Annotated in this window: 24 protein-coding genes; 9 read left to right on the forward strand and 15 right to left on the reverse strand. The window is 62.5% G+C overall.

Going from position 1 to position 22,575, the window contains the following annotated elements; genetic code table 11:
* Nucleotides 1-311, forward strand: a 311-nt coding sequence (locus BR71_RS23775) for a transposase (protein WP_156039044.1), incomplete at its 5' end; no start/stop codon positions are given.
* Nucleotides 312-382: 71 nt separating this feature from the next.
* On the opposite strand, the gene BR71_RS18510 is transcribed toward BR71_RS23775, so the two are convergent.
* The 3 genes from BR71_RS18510 to BR71_RS18520 form a co-directional block, all read right to left on the reverse strand.
* Nucleotides 383-2,089, reverse strand: a complete 1,707-nt coding sequence (locus BR71_RS18510) for a ShlB/FhaC/HecB family hemolysin secretion/activation protein (protein WP_208854905.1) — start codon at nt 2,087-2,089, stop codon at nt 383-385.
* 226 nt (nt 2,090-2,315) lie between these two features.
* Nucleotides 2,316-3,383, reverse strand: a complete 1,068-nt coding sequence (gene alr / locus BR71_RS18515) for an alanine racemase (protein WP_043641069.1) — start codon at nt 3,381-3,383, stop codon at nt 2,316-2,318.
* Nucleotides 3,384-3,385: 2 nt separating this feature from the next.
* Nucleotides 3,386-4,693, reverse strand: a complete 1,308-nt coding sequence (locus BR71_RS18520; RefSeq protein ID WP_043641071.1) for a D-amino acid dehydrogenase — start codon at nt 4,691-4,693, stop codon at nt 3,386-3,388.
* 136 nt (nt 4,694-4,829) lie between these two features.
* On the opposite strand from BR71_RS18520, the gene BR71_RS18525 reads away from it, so the two are divergent.
* The 3 genes from BR71_RS18525 to BR71_RS18535 all read left to right on the forward strand — a co-directional run bounded on the left by BR71_RS18525 (nt 4,830) and on the right by BR71_RS18535 (nt 7,255).
* Nucleotides 4,830-5,318 carry a winged helix-turn-helix transcriptional regulator gene (locus BR71_RS18525; RefSeq protein ID WP_043641073.1) on the forward strand — a complete coding sequence of 163 codons (489 nt, stop codon included), beginning with the start codon at nt 4,830-4,832 and terminating at the stop codon, nt 5,316-5,318.
* Nucleotides 5,319-5,599: 281 nt separating this feature from the next.
* A complete protein-coding gene (locus BR71_RS18530; RefSeq protein ID WP_244269662.1) occupies nt 5,600-6,715 on the forward strand; it encodes a methyl-accepting chemotaxis protein in 1,116 nt (371 codons plus the stop codon).
* A 72-nt stretch (nt 6,716-6,787) separates the two neighbouring features.
* A complete protein-coding gene (locus BR71_RS18535) occupies nt 6,788-7,255 on the forward strand; it encodes a YbaK/EbsC family protein (protein ID WP_043641076.1) in 468 nt (155 codons plus the stop codon).
* Nucleotides 7,256-7,582: 327 nt separating this feature from the next.
* Here the strand turns inward: BR71_RS18535 and BR71_RS18540 are convergent, their stop codons facing one another.
* The 8 genes from BR71_RS18540 to BR71_RS18575 all read right to left on the reverse strand — a co-directional run bounded on the left by BR71_RS18540 (nt 7,583) and on the right by BR71_RS18575 (nt 12,774).
* The gene (locus BR71_RS18540) at nt 7,583-8,779 is read right to left on the reverse strand and encodes a tryptophan--tRNA ligase (RefSeq protein WP_043641077.1); all 1,197 of its coding nucleotides are present in this window, start codon (nt 8,777-8,779) and stop codon (nt 7,583-7,585) included.
* Nucleotides 8,780-8,861: 82 nt separating this feature from the next.
* Nucleotides 8,862-9,500 carry a site-2 protease family protein gene (locus tag BR71_RS18545; protein WP_043641080.1) on the reverse strand — a complete coding sequence of 213 codons (639 nt, stop codon included), beginning with the start codon at nt 9,498-9,500 and terminating at the stop codon, nt 8,862-8,864.
* 47 nt (nt 9,501-9,547) lie between these two features.
* Entirely contained in the window at nt 9,548-10,168 is a 621-nt protein-coding gene (locus BR71_RS18550; protein WP_019101806.1) for an L-threonylcarbamoyladenylate synthase, read from the reverse strand.
* Between the two features lie 12 nt (nt 10,169-10,180).
* Nucleotides 10,181-10,747: a dihydrofolate reductase family protein gene (locus tag BR71_RS18555; protein WP_043594594.1), complete on the reverse strand. Its 567-nt coding sequence runs from the start codon at nt 10,745-10,747 to the stop codon at nt 10,181-10,183.
* Nucleotides 10,744-11,607, reverse strand: coding sequence for a 3',5'-nucleoside bisphosphate phosphatase (locus BR71_RS18560; protein WP_043641082.1), 864 nt, complete (start codon nt 11,605-11,607; stop codon nt 10,744-10,746). The genes BR71_RS18555 and BR71_RS18560 overlap by 4 nt, the downstream gene beginning before the upstream one ends.
* A gap of 2 nt (nt 11,608-11,609) precedes the next feature.
* Complete coding sequence (locus BR71_RS18565; protein WP_019101808.1) at nt 11,610-11,798, reverse strand: oxidoreductase-like domain-containing protein; 189 nt, start codon at nt 11,796-11,798, stop codon at nt 11,610-11,612.
* Nucleotides 11,795-12,010 (reverse strand): RNA-binding S4 domain-containing protein, encoded by a 216-nt coding sequence (locus BR71_RS18570; RefSeq protein ID WP_019101809.1) that lies wholly within the window; start codon nt 12,008-12,010, stop codon nt 11,795-11,797. Before BR71_RS18570 ends, BR71_RS18565 begins: the two co-directional genes overlap by 4 nt.
* A gap of 200 nt (nt 12,011-12,210) precedes the next feature.
* Nucleotides 12,211-12,774 (reverse strand): AAA family ATPase, encoded by a 564-nt coding sequence (locus BR71_RS18575; protein WP_043641084.1) that lies wholly within the window; start codon nt 12,772-12,774, stop codon nt 12,211-12,213.
* Here BR71_RS18575 and BR71_RS24515 point away from each other — a divergent pair.
* Nucleotides 12,665-13,057, forward strand: coding sequence for a hypothetical protein (locus BR71_RS24515; protein WP_162179233.1), 393 nt, complete (start codon nt 12,665-12,667; stop codon nt 13,055-13,057). The genes BR71_RS18575 and BR71_RS24515 overlap by 110 nt on opposite strands.
* Before the next feature lie 206 nt (nt 13,058-13,263).
* On the opposite strand, the gene BR71_RS18580 is transcribed toward BR71_RS24515, so the two are convergent.
* Both BR71_RS18580 and BR71_RS18585 read right to left on the reverse strand, forming a co-directional pair.
* Nucleotides 13,264-14,262: an asparaginase gene (locus BR71_RS18580; protein WP_043641087.1), complete on the reverse strand. Its 999-nt coding sequence runs from the start codon at nt 14,260-14,262 to the stop codon at nt 13,264-13,266.
* Between the two features lie 40 nt (nt 14,263-14,302).
* Nucleotides 14,303-15,037: a UTRA domain-containing protein gene (locus tag BR71_RS18585; RefSeq protein ID WP_043641089.1), complete on the reverse strand. Its 735-nt coding sequence runs from the start codon at nt 15,035-15,037 to the stop codon at nt 14,303-14,305.
* Between the two features lie 209 nt (nt 15,038-15,246).
* Here BR71_RS18585 and BR71_RS18590 point away from each other — a divergent pair, with 209 nt between their 5' ends.
* The 4 genes from BR71_RS18590 to BR71_RS18605 all read left to right on the forward strand — a co-directional run bounded on the left by BR71_RS18590 (nt 15,247) and on the right by BR71_RS18605 (nt 19,154).
* On the forward strand, nt 15,247-16,341 hold the full coding sequence (locus tag BR71_RS18590; RefSeq protein WP_043641110.1) for an ABC transporter substrate-binding protein: 1,095 nt from the start codon (nt 15,247-15,249) through the stop codon (nt 16,339-16,341).
* 67 nt (nt 16,342-16,408) lie between these two features.
* A complete protein-coding gene (locus BR71_RS18595; protein WP_019103275.1) occupies nt 16,409-17,320 on the forward strand; it encodes an ABC transporter permease in 912 nt (303 codons plus the stop codon).
* Entirely contained in the window at nt 17,317-18,135 is an 819-nt protein-coding gene (locus tag BR71_RS18600) for an ABC transporter permease (protein WP_043641092.1), read from the forward strand. Before BR71_RS18595 ends, BR71_RS18600 begins: the two co-directional genes overlap by 4 nt.
* A gap of 14 nt (nt 18,136-18,149) precedes the next feature.
* The gene (locus BR71_RS18605) at nt 18,150-19,154 is read left to right on the forward strand and encodes an ABC transporter ATP-binding protein (RefSeq protein ID WP_043641094.1); all 1,005 of its coding nucleotides are present in this window, start codon (nt 18,150-18,152) and stop codon (nt 19,152-19,154) included.
* On the opposite strand, the gene BR71_RS23110 is transcribed toward BR71_RS18605, so the two are convergent.
* Together BR71_RS23110 and BR71_RS18615 are read right to left on the reverse strand one after the other, a co-directional pair.
* A complete protein-coding gene (locus tag BR71_RS23110) occupies nt 19,151-20,995 on the reverse strand; it encodes a methyl-accepting chemotaxis protein (RefSeq protein ID WP_052370830.1) in 1,845 nt (614 codons plus the stop codon). The genes BR71_RS18605 and BR71_RS23110 overlap by 4 nt on opposite strands.
* A gap of 286 nt (nt 20,996-21,281) precedes the next feature.
* Nucleotides 21,282-22,508: a DUF1615 domain-containing protein gene (locus BR71_RS18615; protein ID WP_043641096.1), complete on the reverse strand. Its 1,227-nt coding sequence runs from the start codon at nt 22,506-22,508 to the stop codon at nt 21,282-21,284.
* Nucleotides 22,509-22,575 lie beyond the last annotated feature (67 nt).

Raw genomic sequence — 22,575 nt, forward strand, 5'->3', positions numbered from 1 at the left:
CTGCCGTTCCTGGTTTGCCAGGGCGGCCCAGGCAAAAGCCTTACAAGCTGCATGCAGACAAAGGCTATGACTACCGCCGTTGCCGTGAACACCTGAACCGACGCGGAATCTTGGTGCGAATCGCGCGTCGCGGGGTGGAAAGCAGCGAGAGACTAGGTCGCCACCGCTGGGTGGTAGAACGAACCCATTCTTGGCTAGCTGGCTTCGGGAAATTGCGCATCCGCTTCGAACGGCGGCTGGATACGCATTACGCCTTACTCAAGCTGGCTTTCTCATTGATCTGTCTGCGATTTATCGACAGGTTTTGTTAGCGGGTCTTAGTCGCTTTCGCGGTTAAATTCTTTCAAAAAATTTCCACGTCGAAAAATAAATACCAAAAGCATCACCAGGACAATGCAAACCTGGCGAACAGCTGATGGCCTTCCTGCTGCCAACCCGCGGGCTTGTACAAGGGCCGGCTGTATTCCAGATCCAGACTGGCCTTGCGATAGCTGAAGGCCAGACCCAGGCTGGCCCCGGCAATGCTTTGCCACTGCTGAACCGAGCGATGCGGCAGCACCCGGCCTCCGTCCAGACCAATCCGCGGCGTCACGCCGACGCCGGCCGCCTCGAAACGACGCGACAAGGTGTTGCGCCAAGACCAGCCGGTTTCCCCGGCCAGGGTATTGCGGCGGAAACCGCGCACCGCACTGGCGTCGGACACATCCATCTGCTCGACGCCGGGCAGATAGTCACGGCTGGTCTGCCCCGTTAGCGCGCTGTTGAGTTGATAAGGCCCGCCGGGCAAACCCAGGCTTTGAAACCAGTTAAGCGAAGCCTTCCACTTGGTGAACTGCGGATTGGGGCCGTCCGGCGCGCGCGGGTCCGGCGCGCTGGCGCCCAGCCAGCGCGTGCCGCGCTGCACGCCGGCGTCGGCGATCAACACGCCGCCGCTGAGCAATTGCAAGCGAGACAAACCCAGCTCGGCCACGCTCAGCGTGGGGCTGGTGATCTCGATCTCGCTGTCGAGAAAGTAATTGCGCACCCGCTTGTGCGTCAGTTGCGCCATCAGCGAGGTGGTCTGGTCCTGGCTTCGGCTCAGTACCCGGTCCACTCGCAGGCCGCTCTGCGCGGTGCGGCCGGACAAATTCACCGCGCTGTATTGCAATTGCAGCGGGTTCAGATAATCTGCGCGGCTGGCGAAGGCGCTGAAAGTCCAATAGCCATAGGGCAGAGAGTAAAACAGCGATTCGCTGCGGCTATGCCGCACCGCGTTGTCGTTGCTGGTGCGCTGCGCCGACACGCTGACGAAGTCGGACAAACCCAGCGGGCTGTCCCAGGACAGACCCAGGCCAGCCTGAACCCGGCCCGTGCTGTCGCGGCCAGTGTTGTCGGCGTTGAAGCTCAAGCGCCAGGGCGCATCCTTGTTGTTGCGCAAACTGAGGATGGAACCGCCGACGGTTTCGCCGGGCAAGATATCCAGCGTCGCCTTGCTGGACGGCAGCCGGTTGGCCTGGTCCAGCCCCTGGTCGGCGTCGTGGATGTTCAGCGGCCGGCCGACCACGCCGGGAAACAAGGTGGCCGGGTTGCTGCGACTATCGTCGCTGACGATTTTCTCCACCCTGCCTTCATGCACGCGCAAGGTCAGCACGCCCTGCTCGTCCGGCCCTTCGGCCGCCACGCGTGCGGCGATATAGCCCTTCTTCAGATAGAGCTGGGTCAAGGCGCGGCTATAGCGGTTCAGCTCCTCGTTGTTCAGGCAATCGCTGGCCAGTTCGCCCAGAGAAGCCACTTCCTTACGGCTCAGCAGCTTGATGCCTGCCAGACGCACGCCCTTGACGCGCAGGCAATCCAGCTCGCTCATGTCCGCGGCTTGCGGCCGCCGCATCATATTGCTGTCCGGCTGCATTTGCCGCAGCCGATGTTGCTGGATGATGGCGTCGAAGCGGCGGCTGTTGTCCTGCAACAGGCGCCGCGAATCGTTTTCCATTTGCTGATGCATGCTGCCAGACATGCCGGGCACTTCCGCGGCCTGCGCCATCATGCCCCAACAAACGATCCCCGCCATCCGCCAGAACTGGGCTGGAGATGGGTTTTTATATTTAATCATCATCGGATTCGTAACTATTTTTAAATAAAGGAAAACAGAAATTCCATGACGCGTCCAGACTAATGAGAATAATTATCAAATAATGACACTATTACCCAGCCTTGATGCCAGCCTTGCGGCATCAGCGCAACACAAAATGCAATATAAATAAAAAAACCCGGCCAGTGGCCGGGCTTTCCTCTTAGTCGTTTGATTCTGAAATATCTTTCAGAAGATCAGAAAAAACTTATTCGAACAAAAAGTGGGCGCGCTTGATATTGCACAGCAATTCATAGGCAATGCTGCCGGCGGCGGCGGCCACCTCGTTGACCGATACCGTATCCCCCCACAACTCCACCTCGCTGCCAATGCCCGCGGCGGGCAAGTCGCTCAAATCCACGGTGATCATGTCCATTGACACTCTGCCGATGATGCGCGAACGGCGGCCGTCCACCGCCACCGGGCTGCCGCTGGACGCCAGCCGCGGATAACCGTCGGCGTAGCCCCCGGCGATCAGGCCCACCCGAGTAGGTCGATCGGTGACAAAGTTGTTGCCGTAGCCGATAGGCTCGCCGGCGGCCAGTTCGCGCACGCCGAAGATCCGGCTGCTCAGCCGCATCACCGGTTTCAGCGCATCGCCTTGCGGAAAACCCGCCGGCAAAGGGCTGGCGCCGTAGAGCAGGATGCCGGCGCGCCCCCAGTCGCGACGCGACCGCGGATGGCACAGGATGCCGGCGGAATTGGCCACGCTCTCCTCCCCCGGCAAGCCCGCGGTGGCGGCGTCGAAGGTTTCGATTTGCGCCAGCGTCATCGGCACCGTCGGCTCGTCGGCGCGGGCGAAATGGGTCATCTTGACGATGCTCTCCGCCTTGCCGCTGGCCTGCAGCCGTTCCCAGGCCGCGCGGTAATGCTGTGGCAGGAAGCCCTCGCGATGCATGCCGCTGTCCAGCATCAGCCAGACTCGGAACGGCGCGGCCGGCTGCGCTTCTTCCAACATGCGCAGTTGCTCTTCGCTTTGCACCACCAGCCACAGCCGGTGGCGCTCGACCTCGGCCAGCTCGGCCGCCTCGAACACGCCCTCCAACAGCAGAATGGGCGTGCTCACGCCGGCGGCGCGCAGTTGCAACGCTTCCTCCAAACAGGCTACGGCGAAACCGTCGGCGACATCGGCCAGCGCCTGGGCACACCGCGCCGCGTCGTGGCCGTAGCCATTGGCCTTCAGCACCGCCAATACCCGCCCGCCATGCTGGCGCTTGGCCAGCAGGTAGTTGTCGCGCAGGTATTGGGTGCGAATGGCGGCGATCAGCGGCCGCATGCTCAAGCGCCCGCCACAGCCGGACGAGCCGCCGGCACCACCAGGGTTTCGCCCTGTTTGGCGTAGCGCTGCATGGACAGGCCGTCCAGGCTGATCTCCGGCTTGGCGCCGGTGATAATGTCGGCCAGCACCTTGCCGGAGCCGGCCCCCATGGTCCAACCCAGGGTGCCGTGGCCGGTGTTCAGCGACAGATTGGCGAAGCGAGTGCCTCCCACGATGGGAGTGCCGTCCGGCGTCATCGGACGCAGGCCGGTCCAGAAGCTGGCGGCCGGGATGTCGCCGCCATTCGGGTACAAATCGCCCACTACCATTTCCAGCGTTTCGCGACGGCGCGGATTCAGCGACAAATCGTAGCCGGACAGCTCGGCCATGCCGCCGACGCGGATGCGATCATCGAAGCGGGTGATCGCCACCTTGTAGGTTTCGTCCAGCACCGTGGACACCGGCGCGCCGGCCGGGTTGGTGATCGGCACCGTCAGCGAATAGCCCTTGACCGGGTAGACTGGAATGTCGATGCCCAGCGATTTGACCATGTCGCGGGAGAAGCTGCCCATCGCCACCACGTAGTGATCCGCGGTCAGCAAATCGTCGCCGACACGGATGCCGGTAATGCGCTTGCCGTCGCTCTCAATGCCGTCCACAGTCACGCCGAAGCGGAATTCCACGCCCTTGGCGCGCGCCATCTCGGCCAGGCGCGCGGTGAACAGATTGCAGTCGCCGGTTTCGTCATTGGGCAGTTGCAGGCCGCCCGTCAGCTTGTGCTTGACGCTGGCCAGCGCCGGTTCCACCTCCGCGCAGCCGTCCCGGTCCAATACTTTGAAGTCCACGCCGCACTCCTTGAGCACGGCGATATCCTTGCTGACGCCGTCCACTTGAGCCTGGCTGCGGAACAGCTGCAGCGTGCCGCCCTGGCGCGCTTCGTAGCCGATGCCGGTTTCTGCGCGCAGCTCTTTCATTTTGTCGCGGCTGTATTCGGCCAGACGCATCATCCGGCTCTTGTTGACCGCGTAAGCGTCTTCATTGCAATTGGCCAGCATCTTGGCGATCCATTGCAGCTGATACAAGCTGCCGTCCGGCTTCACCGCCAACGGCGCATGGCGCTGGAACAGCCACTTGGCCGCCTTCAGCGGAATGCCCGGCGCGGCCCAGGGCGTGGAGTATCCGGGGGAAATCTGGCCGGCGTTGCCAAAACTGGTTTCCAGCGCCACGCCCTCCTGACGCTCCAGCACCGTCACCTCGCAGCCCGCCTTGGCCAGATACCAAGCCGTGGACACGCCCAACACACCGCCGCCCAGCACGATCACCTTCATTTTCTCTCTCCGTTTGCAGCACTACATGTCTATAGTGATTTTGCGTAGTATATTAATGAAACACTGGGTTTTTTCACCAAAGTATCGTCAGACTACAGATTTTTAAACTGCAAAATTTTATATACACAGTGAAAACATGAAGAAAAGCGCAAGCGGCGATAAGCCACTGGATAAAACCGATCTGAAAATCCTGCGCCTGCTGCAGAAAAACGGCCGCATCTCGATGACGGAACTCTCTGAAAAGGTGGGACTTTCCACCACGCCGTGCACCGAACGAGTACGTCGAATGGAACGCGACGGCATCATCGAAGGCTATTACGCCCGCCTCAATCCACATGCGATGGGCGCGGCGCTGTTGGTCTTCGTGGAGATCAAGCTGGAGGCCAAATCCGGCAATATTTTCGACGCCTTCCGTCGCGAAATCATGCGTATCCCGGAAATTCTGGAATGCCACCTGGTGTCCGGCGAATTCGACTACCTGATCAAAGCGCGCATTCCGGACATGTCGATGTACCGCAAGCTGCTGGGCGACATCCTGCTACAACTGCCGTCTGCCAAGGAGTCCAAAAGCTACGTGGTGATGGAAGAGGTCAAGGAGACCCTGCTACTGCCTCTGGGAGAATAAATAAGCCGTTTAAAATCCATGACTTGCATTTGATTTAAATCAAAAAAAGTCTTGCATTCCCCTCCCATCTAAGCCAAACCACAAGCAGCGGTTTCTTGAGTAAAAACACGTAGAACCTGCTCGAAGGCTCGCGGGCTAGAACGAGACGAGACGAAAACGGCTGATGAAGCGGAACGTACCTAGGGTACATCTGCATTCTGAAGCGGTTTTCTACGTCGTATCTCGGACGCGCAGCAGCCTTCCAACAGGTTTGCAGGCGGGAGATGAGGATGTTCGGCTTCATGAAAGCGGTAGACAAAACCGCGGACACGGTGCGGCAGGTGCGCCAGTTGGAAAGCGTGCTGGACCACGCCGATAATCTGATCATGCTGTGCGATACCAGCCGCGACAACGTGATCTTCTACATGAACAAGACCGCGCGCGACATCCTGGGCCGACACCGGGAAATGATGAACCAGAAATTCCGAGCCGGGGTCGACGTCAATCACGCTCATGGCCACAGCATTCATCAGTTCCACCAAAATCCGGAGCACAACCGCCGCATCCTGGCCGACCTGGCCAGCCGCAAGATAGACCAGCACATCGCGATGATTCCGGTGGGCGAGGTGATGTTCAAGACCAAGGTATTCCCGATCTGGGACTCTGCCCATCCCGACCAACTGCTCTGCTTCATGGCCAGCTTCCAGGACGTGTCCGCCGAAATCCGCGCCCAAGAATTGCAGGACCATGGCAACCAGCGCCGCGAATTCCTGGAGGCGCGCGTCAACGAGCTCTCCGATAATATGCAAGCGATGAGCGCCACGATAGAAAACGTCGCGGTGCAGACTTCATCGGCTTCCGAATCCGCGGACCTCATGCTGGGCGAGGCCAAAAAAAGCGTGGCCATCGTCAACGACACCAGCCAGAGCATGCAGCAAGTGGGCAATATGGTTCGCCAAACCGCCGACAGCCTGATGTCGCTGGGCAAACGCTCGGAAACCATCGGCCAGATCGTCAACGTGATCAAAGACATTGCGGATCAGACCAATCTCTTGGCCTTGAACGCGGCGATCGAGGCGGCGCGAGCCGGCGAGATGGGACGCGGCTTCGCCGTGGTGGCGGATGAAGTACGCAAACTGGCCGAGCGCACCACCAAGGCCACCCAGGAAATCGGAGACATGATCCGTGCGATCCAGGGAGAAGTGCAGCAAAACGTGCGCGCCATCGAACTGGGGCGCGACCAGGTGCAAACAACAGAAAGCGACTTCCAACGGGCCGAAGCCGCACTACACACCATCGTTGGCGAGATCAACACCATGCGCAATTTCGTGGTGGAAATCGCCAACGCCTCGGAAGAACAGGCTGCCACCTCGCAGGATATTGCCGATAAGCTGAGCGACATCACCCGGCAAAACTGAAGTAAAAACGCTTCACAAGCGAAGGATGGGGCGGAATAATTAAACGCTCCACCCTTTCGCTTTGAGGCCACCATGAGCTTAGCGTCCGTCCAGGCGTTTTTCGCCGCCCGTCAGCTGGACATCCCCATCATAGAGCTGGAAGTCAGCACCGCCACCGTGGCGGAGGCCGCCGCCGCCCACGACGTGGAGCCCGGCCGCATCGCCAAGACGCTGGCCTTCCGCCTGAACGACGGCCGCGATGTGATCCTGGTCGCTCGCGGCGACGCCCGCATCGACAACCGCAAATTCAAGGACGCCTTCGGCAAGGGCAAGATGCTGCCGCCGGACGAGGTGGAGGCCATCACCGGCCACCCGGTGGGCGGTGTCTGCCCGTTCGGCCTCGCCACTGAGCTGCCCATCTATCTGGACGTATCCTTGCAGGCCTACGACGAAGTGCTTCCGGCCGCCGGCGCCGTCCACAGCGCGGTGCGCTTGTCGCCGCAGCAGTTGCACCACATTACCCAGGCGGACTGGGTGGATGTGTGCCAGGCTTTTGCCTGACGCCTCTTAGAGTCTGTTCATAATCTGCTGCGCTTCGTGAGGCGTGACACGGTGAGTGCCGCTTCGAAATGCTCATGTACCGTGTGTACACTCCGCTTTCTCAGCGGTTTTCGCCTTGTCTCGCCTTAGCTCGCGAGATCGTGAACAGGCTTTAAGAAACGGTTTACGACCTGCTGCGCGTCGCTCTGAGCCGCGCGGCCGAACCGATGCAAAAAGCCGCCGTTTGTCGCCAAACGACGGCTAAAGCTTTCCCGCGGCGGAACATCCGCCATGCCAAGAAAAACGCCCGGCAAGCCGGGCGTTTCGCATCCATCCAGACAAAGGCGCTCAGTAGCCCAGCCCCATCGCTTCCTTGACGTCCTGCATGGTGGCGCGCGCCACTTGCTCGGCCTTGGCGTTGCCGGCGGCCACCACTTCCTTGACCAAGTTGGGATTGCTCAGATACTGCTCGGCGCGTTCAAACATCGGCTGCTGTTCGCGGAGTACGCCGTCTATCACCGGTTGCTTGCAGTCCAGGCAACCAATGCCGGCGCTGGTACAGCCCTGCTTCACCCATTCGCGGGTGTCGGCGTCGCTGTACACCTGGTGCAGCTGCCATACCGGGCATTTGTCCGGGCTGCCCGGATCGGTGCGGCGCACGCGGGCCGGATCGGTCGGCATCGCCCGCACTTTTTTGGTGACGGTGGCCGGGTCTTCGCGCATGGTGATGGTGTTGCCGTAGGACTTGGACATCTTCTGGCCGTCCAAACCCGGCATCTTGGACGCCTCGGTCAGCATCGCCTCGCATTCGGCCAGAATGCTCTTGCCCTTGTTCTCCAGCCAGCCGAACAGCCGCTCGCGATCGGCAGCGCCCAGGTTCTGGCTGGCGGCCAGGATCTCGCGCGCGCCGGCCAGCGCCTCGGCATTGCCGTCTTGCAGATAGGCGGTGCGCAGGCGGTCGAACTCCTTGCCGGCCTTGCCTATCTTCTTCACCGCGGCGCGGGCCAGTTCTTCGAAGTTGGGCTCGCGGCCAAACAGGTTGTTGAAGCGGCGCGCCACTTCGCGGGTCAGTTCGATGTGCGGCACCTGGTCTTCGCCCACCGGCACCAGGCCGGCCTTGTAGATCAGGATGTCGGCGGCCTGCAGCAGCGGGTAGCCGAGAAAGCCGTAGGTGCCCAGGTCCTTGGTGGATAGTTTTTCGATCTGGTCCTTGTAGGTGGGCACGCGCTCCAGCCAGGACAGCGGGGTCACCATGGACAGCGCCAGGTGCAGTTCCGCGTGCTGCGGCACTTTGGACTGGATGAAAACAGTAGCCTGCTCCGGGTCCACGCCGGCGGCCAGCCAATCTATCACCATGTCCCACACGCTCTTGCCGATGATGGAGACGTCGTCGTAATTGGTCGTCAGCGCGTGCCAGTCCGCCACCATGAAGTAGCAATCGTGGGTGCTTTGCAGCTGCACCCAGTTCTTGATCACGCCGTGGTAATGACCAAGGTGCAGGCTGCCGGTGGGGCGCATGCCGGAAAGAATGCGGTTGGCGAACATATATGAATTCCGTTTCGGGTAATAAGCGCAACAGCGCCGGAAACGAATTCCGGCGCGTCAGGATTAGTGTGAACCGGGCGCTTTAAATCAAGGCGCGCACCAGCCCGTACATCAAACCGTAGAACGGCCGCAAAATGGTGGTCAGCAAGCCGGTGGCGATCAAGGCCAGCAGCACCCACATGCCGTAAGGCTCCAGCTTGGAGTACTTCCAGGCCATGCCTGGAGGCAGAAAGCTTTCCACGATGCGGCCGCCGTCCAGCGGCAAGATGGGCAGCAGGTTGAGCAGCATCAGCGAGATATTGATGCCAATGCCGGCCTGACTCATCAGCGCCAGCGGTTCGCTGTAGCTCGTATCCATGCCGATGGCCAGCTTGAGTAGCAGCACCCACATCAGCATCATCACTAGGTTGGAGGCCGGCCCGGCGGCGGCCACCAGCCTGCCATGCTCGCGCGGCTTGCGCAGCGCGCCGAAGTTGACCGGCACCGGCTTGGCCCAGCCAAAGATGAAGCCGCCCAGCGTCACGGACAGCAAGGGCAGCAGCACGGTGCCGATCGGGTCGATATGCTTGAGCGGGTTCAGCGTCATCCGCCCCATCATATAGGCGGTGCTGTCGCCGAAACGGCGCGCGGCATAGGCGTGGGCGGCCTCGTGCAGCGTGATGGCGAACAACACCGGCAGCGCGTAAATAGTGATTTTCTGGATCAGATTAATATCGCCCATGATGTCTCTTGTGGGTTGAAAACAGTGTAATGAGGCAAAGGCGGCGCTTATAGACCGAACAGCGCCGGATCCCCCTTGCCGCGGCGCAGCAGTTCCACGCCCTCGGTCATATCGATCACGGTAGTGGGCTCGGTGCCGCACCAGCCGCCGTCTATCACCGCATCCACCGCGTGCTCCAGCCGCTCGCGGATTTCATACGGGTCGGTCAACGGCTCCCCATCGCCGGGCAGCATCAGGGTACAGGACAAAATCGGCTCGCCCAGCTCCTCCAGCAAGGCCAGCGCCACTTTGTGATCCGGCACACGCAGCCCAATGGTGGAGCGCTTGGGGTGCAGGGTGCGGCGCGGCACTTCGCGAGTGGCTTGCAGAATGAAGGTATAGCTGCCGGGAGTGGCGGCTTTCAGCATGCGGAACTGGCTGTTGTCCACCTTGGCGTAATTGGCCAGTTCGGACAAATTGTGGCAGACCAGAGTCAGATGATGGCGCAGGTCCAGCTGGCGGATATCCAGAATGCGTTCCATCGCGGGCTTGTCGCCCAACATACAGCCCAGCGCGTAACAGGAGTCGGTGGGATAGACCACCACCCCGCCCTCGCGCAGGATCTTCACCGCTTCGCGCACCAGCCGTGCTTGCGGGTTATCCGGGTGGATCATGAAAAACTGTGCCATGGCGCGTTCGCCTCAGAGCTGCTCTGCGGCTTCCGCCGCGCGATTGATCAAATAGCTGCTTTGCAACAGGCCGCTGGCATAAGCCCGCGTGCTCTGGTGTTGCAGCCTGATGTCGCCATCCAGGCCGCTGAATAACGGGATACCGGCCCCCAGCAGCGCCGGCACTCGGTTGAGGATCAGCCGGTCCAACAGACCGGCGCGCAGGAAAGCGGACACCAGCCGGCCACCGTCCACATAGACATGGCGTGCGCCAGAAGTCCGTAGATCCGCCAGCAGGCGCGGGGGCGCCGCGGCGCTTAACTCCACCTGCGAGCGCAGCGCCGCCGGTATATCGGCCGGCTGCAGGCTACGGCTGGCCACGACCACGCGCAGGCCGACATAGGGCCACTCGGGAAATGACAGTACTTTGCGGAAGGTGGCGCTTCCCATCAGCAATACGTCCACTGTCGCCATGAAGTCGGCGTAGCCGTAGTCCTCGTCTTCACAGGCCACTTGCTCCAACCAGTCCAGCGCGCCGTCTGCGCGCGCTATGAAGCCATCTAGACTGGTAGCGAGATAGGCGCTGGTGCTCAAACTCATGCGAGGGTCTCCGGGTGAATGATGCGCGCGGCCAGCGCGTCCCAAATGGGTTTGCAGATCGGCGGCAGGTCGTCGGTGCGGCCGACGTCGCGGCCTCCCTCGCCAGGCGCGTGGAAATCGCTGCCGGCGCTGGAGTACAGCTCGTGACGGTCCGCCAACAAGGCGAACTTGTGCATATCGTCCAGGCTATGGCTGCCGCTGGCCACTTCGATGCCGCGGCCGCCGGCCAACTTGAAGTCGTTGATCAGCCGCTCGATCAAGGTACGGCCCATATCGTAGCGGCCAGGGTGGGCGATCACCGCCTCGCCGCCGCCGGCGCGGATCCAGCCCACCGCGTCCTCCAGGCTGGCCCATTCGTGCGCCACGTAGCCGGGCTTGCCCGGGGTCAGGAATTTACGGAACACGGTGCGCACGTCCTTGACCTGCCCGCTATTGACCAGGAAGCGGGCAAAATGGGTGCGGCCTATCATTTCCGGGTTGTCGCACAGCGCCATCGCGCCTTCGAACGCGCCTTGTATGCCCACCTTGATCAGTTCATCCGACATCTGCCGCGCGCGGTTGACGCGGCCGTCGCGGATGGATTGCAGGCCGGCGGCCAGCGTCTCCTGTTCCGGATCAATGCCCAGACCGACGATGTGCACGGTGTGCTTGCCCCAGGTGACCGAAACCTCGACGCCGTTGAGGAAGGCCAGGCCCCGCCGCGCCGCCTCGGCCCGCGCCGCGGCCAAGCCGTGGGTGCAGTCGTGGTCCGTCAGCGCCACTAGCGTGGCTTCGCGCTCGGCGGCGCGCGCGATCACCTGCTCCGGCGGCAAAGCGCCGTCGGAAGCGTGGGAATGGAAATGCAGATCGATGCTGGCCATGCTCATTGTCCGTTGGCGGCGGCCTGGCGCGCGGCTTCGCGCAGTTCCCAGGCGGCCAGTTTGGCGCGGTATTCCGTCATCAGCGCGTTATAACTGTCCCAGATGCACGGGTCGCAGCCGCTGCCGCAGCAAGCGTCATCCGGCGGGGGCTCGGGCGCTTCCGGCGGCGGGTCGAAGTCGTCGTCGTTCATGGCGCCGCGACGCGGATGGAAAAGCCGTCGCCGCTCACCTGCTGACCCGCGCGGATCTTGCAGGTCTTGCGCAGTTCCACCTGACCGTCCACCCGCACATTGCCTTCGGCGATGAAATGTTTGGCGGCGCCGCCGGAATCGCAAACATTGCAGATTTTCAGCAGGTCGCACAAGGCGATGTATTCGCCGCTCAATTCAAAGGTTTCATTCATTTTTGCACACTCGATTGGGACAGGGCTGTGAGCGGGCTGTGGACAAGAACCGCAGCGCCTTCATTTTTCACGCCTTTTTACTGTCGCTTATTTTTTAATCTATTGCCGACATCTATCCACGCCATGGCAGGACAAGCTTGTGGGCCTGTTGTGGATAATTGCGGCAATTTGCTGAATTTCCAGCGCTTTCTTCTTACCGGTCAAAATTTAGGCAATTCACCCGGCCAAATCGCGGCCAGCGCGGCCCGCGCCTGGGCCATGCGCTGTTCGTGCGCGCCGCTCACCCTGGTGGCGTCAATGCCAGCCTCTTCCAGCGCCTGCCGGTAGAGCCCGAACAACCAGTCGCGTTGAGTCGGGTGGCTGCGCAGCGGATCCGGCTCCCAGGGAATGTCCGGCTCGGCCAGCAGAGTCAAGGCGTAATCGCCAGGCCGGTACAGCTCCAACAAGCCCGGGCTGCAGCGCCCATGCGCCACCTCGCTCCAGATCTTGCAATTCAATCCGGTGGTGTCGCACAACAAGACTTGGACGTCGGCGGCCAATGCCTGTTCCGCCGCCAACTGTCCTCGCGCCACTTCCTCAATAATCTCCGGCGTGGAACGATACGGACGCGTGGCGAAATAGTCGCGCGCGTATTCCGGCACCCAGGCGGCGGCAATGCCCGATGCATTCAACGCGGCCGCCAGCGCGCGCGCCAACGTGGTCTTGCCGCAAGACTCCGGCCCTACAATGGCGATCTTCAACGGCCGTGTCGCGCCCTTGAACATACCGCTGCTTTCAAAATACGGAAAAGCGGTCAATTATACGCCGCTTGCTGCGCTATCAACAGCCGGGCAGCTGTTCTCAACAAGCAGAGGGGACAGCCCTGTGCGCCAACTGTGGACAAGGAAGCTAAGCCCTTGCCGTGAAATGGATTTATCCGTATTGATCAAAAAACAGGCAAATCACGAGATTACTCACATCCAGCGTGAAAAGCCATGTGGGACAATTGTGGATAAGACAGCCAAGTCCTTGTTCCGCCAAGCGCATTTTCGGCCGCTTATTTTTTAGGCAAAACAGCACACCCACTCATGACATAGCGGTAAGAAAGCACCAGTTCCGGCCATGGCTGGCCGCCGTCGGTCGCCCTGCCGCTTACCCACACCCAAGGTGCAAAGCCATGTGGGCGAGTTGTGGACAAGCGCGACAAGGCCCTGAAAAACCGACACAAAAAAAGGCCGCTCAAAAAATGAGCAGCCCGAGTAGTGAACGGCGTTTTAATGCGCGCTCATCTCGCCGCGCAGGGGCCTGGCCAGTTGCGCCGCTAGTTGCGGGCCACTAAGACCGGCGGACAGCAACACGTGCAACTTGGCAAGCGCCGCCTCCGGCGTCAGGTCCGCCCCCGCCACCGCGCCGGCGCGCGCCAGCGGCTGACTGGCGGCGTAAGCGCCCACTTCCACCGCGCCCCTCGGCGCCTGCGTGATGTTGAGCACCGCGCCGCCCCGCGCGGTCAAGGCCTTCACGCCATTCAATAGCGCCGGATCTGCCGGCGCGTTGCCGCTGCCGTAGCTCATCAGCACCGCGGCGTCCAAGGCAGGGTCCGCCATCAGGCGACCAGCCAGCGCAGCCCCCTGGCCCGGGCTGAGGAACAGACAGGCGATACTCAGATCTTCGCGCAGCGCCTTTGGCTGAAATTCTCCCTCCCCCGGCAACCAGGCCGCCTTGTTCCAATGCGGATGGATGGCGAAGCGAGCCAGCGGCTCCGCGTTGGGCGAGCCGAAACCGGCGAAATGCTCAACGTCCAGCTTGCGTGCGCGGCTGCCGCGCAGCAGCAGGCGATCGAAGGCGATGACGACCTCATGCAGTTCAGGCTGACTAGCCGCTTCCAGCGCGTCGGCCACATTGTTCCAGCCGTCGGAGCGCGGATGCAGCAACGGCAGTTGCGCGCCGGTCAGCACCACCGGCTTGGCCAGGCCGCGCAGGGCGAAGGCCAGCAAGCTTGCGGTATAGGCCATGGTGTCGGTGCCGTGGATGACGACGAAGCCGTCGTAGTCGCCATAACGCTCGGCCAACGCGGCGATGATGCGGTTCCAGTGACGAGGCTCGATGGCGGAGGAATCGATCAACTCGTCAAATTCGACCACGTCGAAATCCAGGCCGGGACGGCGAAAGCGCTCCAACAGGCCCGGCAACAGGCCCGGCGACGGCGCCAGACCGTCCGGGGTTTCGGTCATGCCTATGGTGCCACCGGTGTACAACACTAAAACTCGGCTCATGAGATCTCCTGTAAACAGTGTCCAATGCCGCGATGGTAGCTCAATTCGCAGCCTCGGCGGCAGGACTGTCCACGCGTAGACGCACCGCATCATGCCGCCAGTATTCGTAATCGCAGTCCAGCGCAGCGCCGGCGGCATCGCGATTGATGCGCCGTATCAACAGCACCGGGCTCCCCTCGGCCAGCATCAGCGCCTGGGCCACACGCCCCTGCGCCGCGGCCGGCAAGATGTCGAAAGCCGCAGCCGCGTATTCGATGCCGTAACGATGGCGATACAGTCCGGTCAACGATTGGCTCAGGTCCTGGCACTGGATGTTCGGAAAACGCTCCGGCCGCAGAAAGTGCTCCACGTATAACGCCACTCGCCCGTCCAGGCTGCGCTGACGGCATATTTTCCACAAAGAGCTCAAGGGCGGCACCTCCAACGCCCGGCACAATTCGGGTGAAGCCAGCACCGTCTCGACGCTTAAAAGCCGGGTTTCCGCCGCCCGTTGCTGCGTGTCGGCCATTTGTTGGAAATGGTTGCCATAGAGCGGCGCGTATTCCAGGCGCGGAAAGGCAACGAACCAGCCGCGCCGTTCTTCGCGATACACCCGCCCCTCGGCTTCCAGCACGCCCAGCGCCTCTTTCAAGGTAATGCGAGTGGTGGCGAACAGCTCGGCCAGCGCGCGCTCCGACGGCAAACGACCGCCGGGCCGCAACAAGCCGCCCTCGATTTGCTGCAATAAGGCCGCGCGTATCCGCGCGGCCTGGGAAAGCGGTTTCGGTTCAGGCATCAGGACTAGTCCAACAATCAGGTCTCCGCCGGCTTTTTACCAACAAAAAATGACAAGGAAATTAACTGCCGCAAACGGCTATGGCAGTTCCTCCGCTGATTCGTCACCAATCTGCAATCAAATTGCCATGCGTCGTAAACCGGAATGTCATCTACGCGGAATACCATCAGCATCGTTTTTATTTGACCTAGTCCAAAGGGATGGATGCCATGAACAAACCGTTGCGCTGCGCCGTGCTGGGCGCTCTGGCCCTACTGGCCAATACCGCTTTTGCCGACAACCTGAACGCGCTGATCCAGGCCGCCAAGAAGGAAGGCGAGCTGAACGTGATTGCCCTGCCCCATGACTGGTGCGGCTACGGCGGCGTGATCGCCGGCTTCAAGGCCAAGTACGGCATCAAAGTGAACGAACTGAATCCAGACGCCGGCTCGGCCGACGAACTGGAGGCAATCAAGGCCAACAAGAGCAATAAGGGCCCGCAGGCGCCGGACGTGATCGACGTGGGCCTGTCCTTCGGCCCGCAAGCCAAGGCCGCGGGTCTGCTTCAGCCATACAAAGTGTCCAATTGGAAGACCATTCCGGACAGCGTCAAGGACAAAGACGGCTATTGGTATGGCGATTACTACGGCGTGCTGGCCTTCGAAGTCAACAAGGACCTGGTAAGCAAAACACCGACCGACTGGAGCGATCTGCTGAAGCCGGAATACAAGAACGCGGTGGCGCTGGCCGGGGACCCGCGCGCCGCCAACCAGGCGATCCAGGGCGTGTTCGCCGCCGGCTTGTCCCAGTCCAAGGGCAATGTGGCCAAGGCCGCCGACGCCGGCCTCAAATTCTTCGCGCAACTGAACAAGAACGGCAATTTTGTGCCGGTGATCGGCAAAGCTGCCTCGCTGGCCCAGGGCAGCACGCCCATCGTGATCCGCTGGGACTACAACGCCTTGGCCGACCGCGACACCTTGAAAGGCAATCCCAAAGTGGAGGTGGTGGTGCCCAAAACCGGCGTGGTGGCGGGTGTTTACGCCCAGGGCATCAGCGCTTACGCGCCGCACCCCAACGTGGCCAAACTGTGGCAGGAATACCTGTTCTCCGACGAAGGCCAGTTGGCCTGGCTCAAGGGGTATTGCCACCCCACCCGCTTCAACGATCTGGCCGCCCGCAAGAAAATCCCACAGGACCTGCTGAGCCGGATGCCGGACGCCGCCGCCTATAAGAAAGCCCTGTTCCCCACGCTGGAACAGCAAGAGGCGTACAAGGCGGTGATCACCAAGCAGTGGGACAGCGTGGTGGGCAGTAACGTCAAATAAGCCGTTTCGCCCTGATTGGCGCGCGGCGCTTCCGCCGCGCGCGGGCTCTCTTTGGAAACACGCCCTCATGTCCGCATCTTCCAACTCCCTCGCCGGCCGTGCCGGCCCGGCGTCGCCGCGCCGCGCCGGCGGCGGCTTCGTCTCGCTGTCCTGGCTGGGCGTGGCGCCGTTCTTTCTGTTTGCGCTGCTGTTCCTGCTGCTGCCCACCGCTCGCTTGTTGTTGGGGGCGTTCCAGGACGCCGACGGCCATTTCACGCTGAACAACATCGCCCGGCTGTTCGAGCCGGCGATTCTCGACGCCTACAAGATCAGCCTGCAGATCAGCGCCGCCTCGGCGCTCTTGGGCGCGGTCTTCGGCCTGTTGCTGGCCCTCGCGGCAATCCGCGGCCGGCTGCCGGGCTGGATTCGCCCGACGCTGGCCACCTTCTCCGGCGTGGCGTCCAACTTCGCCGGCGTGCCGCTGGCCTTCGCCTTTCTCGCCACGCTGGGCCGCATGGGCCTGGTGACGGTGCTGTTGCGCCGCTACCTGGATTTCGATCTCTATGCCGGCGGTTTCAGCATTCTCAGCTTCAGCGGCCTGACGCTGACTTATTTGTACTTTCAGATTCCGCTGATGGTGCTGATCGTCAGCCCAGCCATCGACGGCCTCAAAACCGAATGGCGCGAGGCCTGCGACAGCCTGGGCGGCTCCGCTTTCGCCTACTGGAGCCGCATCGCGCTGCCGGTGCTGTGGCCCAGCATCCTGGGCGCGGCGCTGCTGCTGTTCGCCAACGCCTTCGGCGCGGTGGCCACCGCCTACGCGCTGACCGGCAGTTCGCTCAACATCGTCACCATCCTGCTGTACGCGCAAATCCGCGGCGACGTGCTGCACGATCAGAACCTGGGCTACGCGCTGGCGCTGGGCATGATCGTGGTCACCGGCCTGTCCAACGCCGCCTATATCTGGCTGCGCGGCCGCGCGGAAAGGAGCCGGGCATGAAACACCAGCCAGCCCACAAACCATCGTCGCGTCTGGGCGCCTGGATCGCGGTCATCGCCGGCGGCCTGTACTTCCTTCTGCCGCTCTTGGCCACCTTCGAATTCAGCCTGAAGATGCTGCGCGAGGGTTACAGCCTGGAAGCCTACAAACTGGTGCTGCAGGATCCGGGCTTTCAGCAAAGCTTCGCCTATTCCGCGCTGATGGCCCTATTCACCATCGTCATCGGCATCCTGCTGGTGGCGCCCACAGCGTTCTGGATCCAACTCCGGCTACCGCGGCTGCGTCCGCTGGTGGAGTTCATCACCCTGCTGCCGCTGGTGATTCCGGCCATCGTCATCGTTTTCGGCTATCTGCGCTTGTTCGGCAGCGATGCCTGGCTGCCCTTGACCGGCAGCGAGCGCGGCACGGATCTATTGCTGGTCTGCAGCTACGTGACGCTGGCCCTGCCCTATCTATACCGCTCCATCGACGCCGGCCTGTCCGCCATCGATGTGCGATCTCTGGCCGAGGCGGCGCAAAGCCTGGGCGGCGGCTGGCGAGTGATTCTGCTGCGGGTGATCTTCCCCAATATCCAGTCCGCGCTGTTGTCCGGCGCGTTTCTGACCTTCGCCATCGTCATCGGCGAGTTCACCATGGCCAGCTTGCTGGCGCGGCCGGCCTTCGGCCCTTATCTGCAGTTGATCGGCGCCAACCGCGCTTACGAGCCGGCGGCGCTGGCCATCATCGCCTTTTTGATCACTTGGGCGGCCATGGGCCTGCTACAGGTGGCCGGCCGTCACCGTCGCGCGCTGCGCGATGCCACCGCCTCGGAATAAGAAAGAACCCCACAATGGCATACCTGGACATCCAAAATCTGCACAAACGCTACGGCCAGCACACGGTGGTGCACGACTTCAATATGAGGGTGGAGGCGGGCGAGTTCGTCACTTTCCTGGGCCCGTCGGGCTGCGGCAAGACCACGGTGCTGCGGATGATCGCCGGCTTCGAGACGCCCAGCGGCGGCGCCATCCGCCTGCAAGGCGAGGACATCACGGCCTGCGCGCCGCAAAAACGCGGCATCGGCATGGTGTTTCAAAGCTATGCGCTATTTCCCAATATGAGCGCAGGCGAGAACATCGCCTTCGGCCTGAAGATGCAGAAGCGCGACGCCGCCGACATCCGCCGCAAGGTAGCGGAGGCGCTGGCGCTGGTGGAGCTGTCCGGCAAGGAGAACCACTATCCGCATCAGCTCTCCGGCGGCCAACGCCAGCGGGTGGCCCTGGCGCGCGCGCTGGTGGTGGAACCGCGCATTCTGCTGTTGGACGAGCCACTGTCGGCATTGGATGCGCGCATCCGCAAGAATCTGCGCGAACAGATCCGCGATATTCAACGCCGGCTGGGGCTAACCACTATTTTCGTGACCCACGACCAAGAAGAGGCCCTGACCCTGTCCGACCGCATCTTCGTCATGAACCAGGGGAAAGTGGAGCAGGAAGGCGCGGCCGAAACCATCTACACCCAGCCGGCCACCGAGTTCGTCGCCCGCTTCATGGGCAATTACAATCTACTGTCCGTCGGCGACAGCCGGGCGCTGTTCGGCCTGGAAATCCAGGGCCATCTGGCGATCCGCCCGGAGTCCATTCAACTGTTGCCCGGCGACAGCGCGGAAACGGACAGCTTGCCGGCGCTGGTGAAGCAACGCCAGCTGCTGGGCAACATCGTCCGCTATCAGGTGGAAAGCGCCGGCGCGCTGCTGCAGGTGGACCGGCTGAACCGCAATCCGGCGGACTTGCTGGCCGACGGCGCGCCAGTGCGGCTGCGCGTCCAGCGCGACGACATGCGCGAAGTACGCTAGCCGTCGGTTGGGCGGCGGAAATAAGCCATCTGCCGACGCAGGCTGCCGGCGCGTTGCGACACCTCCTGCGCCGCCGCCGATAATTGCTCGCTGGCGGCGGCATTGCCCTGAGACAGCTGGCTCAGCCCCTGCATCACCTGGTTGATGCCGCCCACGTGCTGCGCCTGGACCACGGCCTCTTTGGAAATATCCCGCACCAGTTGCCGGGTTTGCTGACTGGATTCGACAATGGCGCTCAGGCTTTTGCCCGCCGCCTCCGCCAGCCGCACGCTGCCCGCCGCCACCTGGCCGATTTCCTTGGCCGCGGCTTGGCTACGCTTCGCCAGCTTGCGCACTTCATCGGCCACGACGGCAAAGCCCTTGCCCAGCTCGCCTGCGCGCGCAGCTTCGATGGCGGCGTTGAGCGCCAGCAAATTGGTCTGATAAGCGATGTCGTCGATGATGTCGGTTCGCTGGGCGATCACGTGCATCGCCTCTATGGTTTCGCCGACAACCCGCCTGCCCTCCTCCGCCTGGCGCGCGGCTTCGCTGGCCACGTCGCCGCTGAGGCTGGCATCGCGGGCCATCGCGAACATCTGCCCGGCAATCTCGTCCACCGCGTGGCTGGTCTGCTCGATATCGGAGGAAGTGCGACAAGCGCTGTCGGACAAGCCCTGCGAAGCGCTGTTCAATTGCAGCGCGGCGTTGGCCACCGCGTCCGCGTCCTGCTGCACCTGCAGAATCACCCCGCTCAGCTTCCGCCCCATCTGGCGAATATGCGCAGCCAGGCTATCGTCGTCGGAGGAGGCCAGCCGCAGGCGGAAGTCCAGCTGGCCGCCAGCCAGTTCGCGCATGCCTTGCGCCACTTCATCCGGCTCCGCGCCCAAGGTCCGCAGAATGCTGCGCGCCAGCAGCAATGCGGCGGCGATGGGCAACAGCACCCCGGCCAATACCGCCAAGGCCAGCCAGCTTTGCCAACGCGCAGCGGACTGCTGCGCCGCCAGTGCGTCTCGAATCCGTGCCAACACCGCGTTCTGCACTTCCTGCAGCGCGTCTATGCGCCGGCTGGCCACCTCGAACCATTCCTCGCTCGACAAGCTCTGCATCGCGCCCGGACCACGCGCCAGCACCGCGTCGCGCAGCGATTCGTACGCGCCGCTAGCGTTCAGCGCCCGGTCCAGCAAGCGCTCGTCACCCTCGCTCTGTCGGTACAGGCTGCGGCATAGCGCCTCCTGCGACACCATACCGCTGACCAGACGGAATTCGTTGATATTGAAACTGCCCACCGCCAACACCCCGCCGATCAGGCCGCGCGCGCGGCCGGTGTACTCCGTCTGGCAATGCAAGGCGGACCACTGTTGCACCAATGCGCGCACGTCCTCGCTTTGCGAGTAGAACAGCGTGATGACCTTGGAGAGCCGCTCGATGACTTCGGTGTAACGCTCAAACGCCGGCAATGGCGAAATGTGGCGCTGCGCCACATCGCGCCGCAGAGTAGAGAGCATCTCCACGGTTGGCAACTGCTGGGAGAAAAACAAGCCCGCCTTGCGCGACAGTTCGTCGGCAGGTTGCTGACGCAAGCGGACCAGCAAGGCGTCGGCCAGCGCTTTTTGCCGCGGCAAGGCGGCCGGCATCGGCTTATGCTCGTTCAGATAACGGTTGCTCAGGCCGCGCTCGATCTGCAGCGCGTGGATCAGCTCCCCCACTTTCTGCACATTGTCCGCCAGCGCCTGATCGCGCTGTAGAGCCTGGACCGTCCTCCATTGCTCAAAGGCAAACCACAGGGCCCCGCACAACAAGAGCAGCACCAGCGGAGCAATCAGCAAGGCCAGCTTGTGCGCCAGCTTCAGATGTACGCGCATCGGGACTCCTGTTCGCGTGCATGGACGAAGGCCCCGCCTTGGAGATGGAGGGCAGTTAGAACCTGTTCAATGTCTCGCGCGAGCTCGCGAGATCGCAAACACGTTCTAACTATAGGTGGCCGGGCAAGGCAAGCCCAACGGCATTAAGAACCTGTTTACGATCTGCTGCTCGTCGGCGATACGGCGTTGAAACCGAACTCAAAATGCTCATGTACCACTCGACCATTCCGCTGTCTCAGCCGTTTTCGCCTTGTCTCGCCTTAGCTCTCGAGATCGTAAACACGTTCTAAGCCCCCGCGCGCGCCAGGCAGTTCTGATAGCGGCCATCCACGCGCCGGGCAAACCACTCCGTGGTCAGGCGGCGAGTGAACTTGGGACTGACCAATACGATCTGCGGCATGATCTCGCGCGGCGCCCTAGCGCCGGCCAGCGCGAAGACTTTCTGGTACAACGCGGTCTGGGCGAAGCCGGACAGCTTCTCCTGGCGCAGGTCGCGCAGCATTTCGTCCGCGCTCATGCCCAGCCGGCCGGACATGGCCAGCAGCGCTTTCTGGGTTTCGCTGGTCTCGCCGGACAGCGCACGGTTCATTTTGTCGCTGTACAGCATGATGTCGCCGTCCAGTGCCAGCTTGCGGCCGCTGAGACGGGCCACCGCCTGCTGGAAAGCCGCGTTGCGGCTGGCGTAACGGCCGGCGTTGTAATCGGCGAAGCGGTAGACCATCTGGCTGTAAGGCGCCGGGTATTGCAGCAGGATGGCGCTGCCGAAGTACACGCTGCCGCGCCGGGAGAATACTTCGTCGCGCAGGCTGCCAGCATAATGATAAGGATAGGGCCAGGCGCGAACATGGGTTTCCGCGAACGCCACGCTGACCTGCATCGGCCCGCCATCGCGAATCGGATTCTTGTGTTCGAAGATGGTCTGGCCGAACGGCAGCTCGCGCACCATGTCCTCAAACAGCGCATTCATTTCGCGCTTGGTGCGCAGCGCGTCCACCCGCTGCTTATAGCTGCGGCCGTCCGGAGACTTCTTCTGCATCGCAGCGTCCACCACGAAGGCCGGAATCAGGTATTTCTGCCGCCGCTGCTCGATCTCGCCCCAAACAATCTTGGATAGATTCGGCACCACAGGGTCCGGGCTGAAGCCGGACTCCTGCTCGGCCACCGCCAGCACCGCGCAAAAGTATTGCGGCGTGTAGGGAATCTTCAGATGGCTGAACGCGCCTATGATGTCGGCGTTCCAGCCCTTGCGATCCGGAATGCCGGCCGGCAGCAAGCGGTTGAGCAGTTCGCCGCCCTGCGCGTCCGTGACCGCCGGACGGCTGGCCGGCCTGCCGGCTGACGGAGGCGGCGTGACAAGCGGCGCCGGGGTCGCCAGCGGCGCGCTGGCTTCGGGCGTCATCGCCGGGACCGGCGCGGGAAGTTCGGAAACGGGAGCCGAAACCGGCGTGGGAGTGGTCGCGGCGCAGCCGGTCAACATCAGCGTTGCCAGGACCAGGGAAAGAGAGGACTTCACGCCGGCTCCTTGCGATGAGGCGATAAAACCGCAAGTGTAGCGCAAAGCCCGCCGCTGCTCGCGGCGG

This window comes from Chromobacterium haemolyticum DSM 19808, assembly GCF_000711885.1.
GTDB classification, from domain to species: domain Bacteria; phylum Pseudomonadota; class Gammaproteobacteria; order Burkholderiales; family Chromobacteriaceae; genus Chromobacterium; species Chromobacterium haemolyticum.